Consider the following 5,405-nt stretch of genomic DNA (forward strand, 5'->3'; position numbering starts at 1 on the left):
GTCGTGGTCTAAAAGGTGCGTTCAAACATATTCAATTTGACATTGAATTAGTGAAAGACGTTGAAGGTGCGCCTTCTACTGAAGTTGAACGTCGCCGCGCATCAGCTTAAATCAATTAGTCGGAATCGGGATAAGTCAATTATCCCGATGACTTCCCCTCAATTTGGAAAGTCGGAGAACGTCCATGCCACGTATTCCTGTAATTAATACCAGCCATCTAGATCGTCTTGATGAGTTACTTGTAGACAACTTTGAGACAGGTGAGTTTAAACTTCATCGTTCAGTTTTCACTGATCAAGCCCTTTTTGACCTTGAAATGAAATACATCTTTGAGGGTAATTGGGTTTACTTGGCACACGAAAGCCAAATTCCAAATAACAATGATTATTACACGACACACATCGGTCGTCAGCCAATCGTGATTGCTCGTAACCGTCAAGGCGAGCTAAATGCAATGATCAATGCGTGTTCACACCGTGGTGCACAACTTTGCCGTAACAAACGTGGTAATAAGGCTACTTATACTTGCCCATTCCATGGTTGGACATTCAATAACTCAGGCAAACTTTTAAAAGTTAAAGACCCAACAGATGCAGGTTATTCTGACTGCTTTAACAAAGAAGGATCACATGATCTTAAGAAAGTTGCACGTTTTGAAAGTTATAAAGGCTTCTTATTCGGTAGCTTAAACCCAGACGTCTTGCCATTAGAAGAATTCTTAGGTGAAACGACTAAAATTATCGATATGATCGTGGGTCAGTCTGATCAAGGTTTAGAAGTTTTACGTGGTGCCTCAACTTATACATACGAAGGAAACTGGAAACTCACTGCTGAAAATGGTGCAGATGGTTACCATGTATCTGCAGTTCACTGGAATTATGCTGCGACTACGCAACAACGTAAAGAAAAACAAGCTGGCGACAATATCCGTGCAATGAGCGCAGGATCTTGGGGTAAACAAGGCGGTGGTTCTTACGGTTTTGAAAATGGTCACATGTTGCTTTGGACACAATGGGCTAACCCTGAAGACCGCCCTAACTTCCCTAAAGCAGATGAATACTCTGAGAAATTCGGTCCTGCTATGTCGAAGTGGATGATCGAGCGCTCACGTAACCTTTGCTTATATCCAAACGTTTATTTGATGGATCAGTTCGGTTCACAAATCCGTGTACTTCGCCCAATTGCTGTCGATAAAACTGAAGTAACAATTTACTGCATCGCACCTGTAGGTGAAGAGCCAGAAGCTCGCGCACGCCGTATTCGTCAATATGAAGATTTCTTCAATGCTTCAGGTATGGCGACACCAGATGACTTAGAAGAATTCCGTGCATGTCAAGCAGGTTATGCTGGTATCGAACTTGAGTGGAACGATATGTGCCGTGGCTCAAAGCATTGGATCAATGGCCCAGATGATGCAGCAAACGAAATTGGTCTAAAACCTAAACTTTCAGGCGTTAAAACTGAAGACGAAGGTTTATACCTTGCGCAACATCAACATTGGTTAGAAGAAATGAAACGTGCGATTAAAGCAGAACAAGCTTTAGCTGAACAAGGAGATAACGCATGAGTAACGCGAATCTTGAAGCAACTTTAGAATCAGTGAGCCAGTTCTTATTTAAAGAAGCGCGCCTACTTGATGATGAACAGTGGGATGAATGGTTAGAGTGTTATGCACCTACAGCATCGTTCTGGATGCCATCTTGGGATGACTACAATACATTAACTGAAGATCCTCAATCAGAAATCTCGTTAATTTATTATCCAGATCGTCAAGGTTTAGAAGACCGCGTGTTCCGTATCAAAACTGAACGCTCTTCTGCAACAATGCCTGATACACGTACAAGCCACAATATTAACAACATTGAAATACTTGAACGTCATGAAGATAAGGTTGTTGTTCGTTTCAACTGGAACACTTTAAGTTACCGCTACCAAAAGTCATACAGCTACTTTGGTATGTCACGCTACGAAATCAATTTGTCTGGCGAAAAACCACAAATTTTAAATAAATATGTGGTACTCAAAAATGATTACATCAATCAAGTAATCGACGTATATCACCTGTAATTAGTAAATAACAAGTTCAGTAACTACCAAATGGAATTTTGGTAGTTACACCAAAAAATTGTTCAAAAGATTCTTAAAGGATATTCAGCCATGTCAAACCATAATGTTGCACTTCAATTTGAAGATGGCGTAACCCGATTTATTTCAGTTGCACAAGGCGAAACGCTTTCTGACGCAGCATATCGTCAAAAGATTAATATTCCGCTGGATTGCCGTGATGGTGCATGTGGTACTTGTCGAGCTTTTTGTGAGTCTGGCAGCTATGACATGCCTGAAGAAACTTATATTGAAGATGCACTTACACCAGAAGAGGCTGAGCAAGGCTATATCTTAGCTTGCCAGTGCCGTCCTACTTCAGATGCAGTTTTCCAAATTCAAGCATCATCTGATGTATGTAAAACTCAAATTCATCAATATCAAGGTACACTTTCTCGTGTAGAAAACTTATCTGAATCTACAATTACCTTTGATATTCAACTAGACGAGGGTCAGCCAGATATCAATTTCCTTGCTGGTCAGTATGTAAATGTAGGTATTCCTGGATCAACTGAAACACGTTCATACTCTTTCAGCTCTAAGCCAGGTAACCGTTTGACCGGCTTTGTTGTTCGTAACGTTCCTAACGGTAAGATGAGTAGCTTCTTAAGCAGCGAAGCGAAAGTCGGCGACAAAATGACATTCACTGGTCCATTTGGTAGCTTCTACTTACGTAATGTAGTACGCCCTGTAGTAATGCTTGCTGGTGGTACAGGTATTGCTCCATTTATGTCGATGCTTCAAGTATTAGAAGAAAAAGGTTCTGAACATCCAGTACGTTTAGTTTTTGGTGTAACCAATGACTTTGACCTAGTTGCTATTGAAGAACTCAACAAACTTCAAGAAAAACTTGATTGGTTTGAATACCGTACCGTAGTTGCAAACCCAGAATCTGCACACGAACGTAAAGGTTATGTGACAGGTCACATTGAAACTGAATGGCTCAACGGTGGTGATGTAGACGTTTACCTCTGTGGTCCTGTTCCTATGGTAGATGCAGTTCGTGGTTGGTTAGATGCTGAAGGCGTTAAACCTGCAAACTTCTTATTCGAAAAATTCTCTGCGAATTAAAGTGGAGAGGAACATGAATCAAAGATTTGAAAATAAAATCGTAATCGTTACTGGTGCCGCTCAAGGCATCGGTCGCGGTGTTGCTCTTCAAGCAGCTAGCGAAGGTGCAAAAGTTGTACTGGCTGACCGTGCTGAATACGTGACGACCACACTTGAAGAAATTACGACTCAAGGTGGCACAGGTGTCACTGTCTTAGCTGATCTTGAAACCTATGCTGGTGCACAATCAGTTGTAAATAAAGCGATCGAGACTTTTGGCCGAATTGATGTGCTGATCAACAATGTTGGTGGTGCGATTTGGATGAAACCTTTTGAAGAGTTTTCTGAAGAGGAAATTATCAAAGAGATCAATCGTTCTTTATTTCCTACTTTATGGAGTTGTCGTGCAGTTTTACCACACATGCAACACCAAAAATCTGGTGTGATCGTGAATGTATCATCTATCGCCACATGTGGAATTAACCGTCTTCCATATTCTGCGGCTAAGGGTGGTGTAAATAGTTTTACTCAATCAATGGCATTTGCACATGCTAAAGATGGTATCCGCATCAATGCTGTGGCTACAGGTGGTACTGAAGCTCCACCACGTGTAATTCCACGTAATACTTCACCACTATCTGAGCAAGATCAAGCTTGGATGCAAGAAGTGGTTGATCAAACAATTGACCGCAGCTACATGAAACGCTATGGCACTATTCAAGAACAAGTAAATGCTATTTTGTTCCTTGCTTCAGATGAGTCTTCATACATTACAGGCACAGTCGTACCTGTAGGTGGTGGTGATCAGGGTTAACCCTGATCACGGACTCTTTAAATTCACAGGATCATTGACGCAAGGAGGCAAATACAATGGCAACCCTGTTTAAAACACTAAAAGAAGATTGGTCTATTTCCGCCACTGTCGCCGGCTTTTTAGCTGTATTGATTTCATATGCCGGACCATTAATTATTTTCTTTCAAGCAGCACAACAAGCCCAAGTTTCACCAGACATGATGATTTCATGGATTTGGGGTATCTCAATTGGTGCTGCTGTAGCTGGAATTCTATTATCAATAAAATTTAAAGTTCCTGTCATTACCGCTTGGTCGGCACCTGGTACTGCTCTGCTAGTCACACTTTTTCCAGATATATCACTGAATGAAGCAGTTGCTGCATATATCACTACAGCTGTAGTGATTTTCATCATTGGTATTACCGGATATTTCGACAAACTATTGGCTTTGATACCGCAATCAGTGGCTGCAGGAATGATGGCGGGTATCTTATGTCAGTTCGGATTTGGTCTTTTTACCGCGACCAATACCATGCCATATATTGTGTTTGGAATGCTTATTTCGTATCTGATTGCTAAGCGTTTAACACCTCGATATGCCATGCTTTTTGTATTGGCAGCTGGTATTTTCATGAGTTTAGTCCTCGGAAAATTCAATACTGTGAATATGGAGTTTTCACTTGCAATACCCCAATTCATTGCGCCCGAGTGGACGCTTAACTCTTTTCTAAATCTTGCAGTACCTCTTATTTTAGTCAGCCTTTCTGGTCAATTTTTACCTGGCATGGCAATTTTGAAATTAAGTGGCTATGACATTCAAGCAAAACCCATTATTACCACTACCAGTATCGCATCGTTAGCTGTTGCTTGTGTGGGCGGGATTACCATTGTCCTGGCATCAATAACAGCCGCACTCTGTACAGGTAAAGATGCACATGAGCTCAAAGAGAAACGTTATATCGCAGGTATTGCGAACGGTATTTTCTATATTTTAGGTGGTTTATTTGCAGGCAGCATTGTGATGCTTTTTAGCTTACTGCCTAAAGAACTTGTTGCTGCATTAGCAGGTTTAGCACTTTTAGGTGCTATTGCTACAAATTTACACGTTGCTATGTTCCAAGAAAAGGATCGTGACGCAGCTCTCCTTACTTTCTTGGCGACTGTTTCAGGCATGCAATTTTTAGGTTTAAGTTCAGTTTTTTGGGGAATCTGTATTGGTATTTTAGCGCACGTGATTTTAACGAAGCGTCAAAATACTACCCCATCATCGTCTACATCGACCTGATCATATTAAAGGTAAATGTAGATCGTTTGTTTAGGAAGTGATTATGATTGATAAAAGCTCAGCGTCTTTAACCGAAGCCCTCTCCCAAATTAAAGACGGTTCAACCATTATGATTGGTGGGTTTGGTACCGCAGGTCAGCCTGCTGAACTCATCGATGGCTTAATTGAACTCG

6 protein-coding genes and 1 pseudogene are annotated in these 5,405 nt (G+C 41.2%); all 7 read left to right on the forward strand.

Annotated elements, in window-relative coordinates:
* Positions 1-110 (forward strand): annotated as a pseudogene (locus tag AC1M9J_RS14665) (catechol 1,2-dioxygenase); the annotation flags it as partial.
* Between the two features lie 74 nt (positions 111-184).
* Entirely contained in the window at positions 185-1,567 is a 1,383-nt protein-coding gene (benA, locus tag AC1M9J_RS14670) for a benzoate 1,2-dioxygenase large subunit (RefSeq protein ID WP_035270495.1), read from the forward strand.
* Complete coding sequence (benB, locus tag AC1M9J_RS14675; protein ID WP_035270498.1) at positions 1,564-2,067, forward strand: benzoate 1,2-dioxygenase small subunit; 504 nt, start codon at positions 1,564-1,566, stop codon at positions 2,065-2,067. Before benA ends, benB begins: the two co-directional genes overlap by 4 nt.
* A gap of 90 nt (positions 2,068-2,157) precedes the next feature.
* Positions 2,158-3,174: a benzoate 1,2-dioxygenase electron transfer component BenC gene (gene benC / locus AC1M9J_RS14680; protein WP_035270501.1), complete on the forward strand. Its 1,017-nt coding sequence runs from the start codon at positions 2,158-2,160 to the stop codon at positions 3,172-3,174.
* 13 nt (positions 3,175-3,187) lie between these two features.
* Positions 3,188-3,967 (forward strand): 1,6-dihydroxycyclohexa-2,4-diene-1-carboxylate dehydrogenase, encoded by a 780-nt coding sequence (locus AC1M9J_RS14685; protein ID WP_092768934.1) that lies wholly within the window; start codon positions 3,188-3,190, stop codon positions 3,965-3,967.
* Between the two features lie 56 nt (positions 3,968-4,023).
* Positions 4,024-5,232: a benzoate/H(+) symporter BenE gene (gene benE, locus AC1M9J_RS14690; protein WP_481596700.1), complete on the forward strand. Its 1,209-nt coding sequence runs from the start codon at positions 4,024-4,026 to the stop codon at positions 5,230-5,232.
* Positions 5,233-5,275: 43 nt separating this feature from the next.
* Positions 5,276-5,405 (forward strand): CoA-transferase (locus AC1M9J_RS14695; RefSeq protein WP_481588083.1); only part of this gene is annotated, 130 nt, incomplete at its 3' end.

This window comes from Acinetobacter sp. ANC_7588 (assembly GCF_056783995.1).

What these genes read in the sequence shown, in the direction of transcription:
- AC1M9J_RS14685 (WP_092768934.1), top strand. Translation starts at nt 3,188, where the DNA reads ATGAATCAAAGATTTGAAAATAAAATCGTAATCGTTACTGGTGCCGCT.
- benC (WP_035270501.1), top strand. Translation starts at nt 2,158, where the DNA reads ATGTCAAACCATAATGTTGCACTTCAATTTGAAGATGGCGTAACCCGA.
- benE (WP_481596700.1), top strand. Translation starts at nt 4,024, where the DNA reads ATGGCAACCCTGTTTAAAACACTAAAAGAAGATTGGTCTATTTCCGCC.
- benA (WP_035270495.1), top strand. Translation starts at nt 185, where the DNA reads ATGCCACGTATTCCTGTAATTAATACCAGCCATCTAGATCGTCTTGAT.
- benB (WP_035270498.1), top strand. Translation starts at nt 1,564, where the DNA reads ATGAGTAACGCGAATCTTGAAGCAACTTTAGAATCAGTGAGCCAGTTC.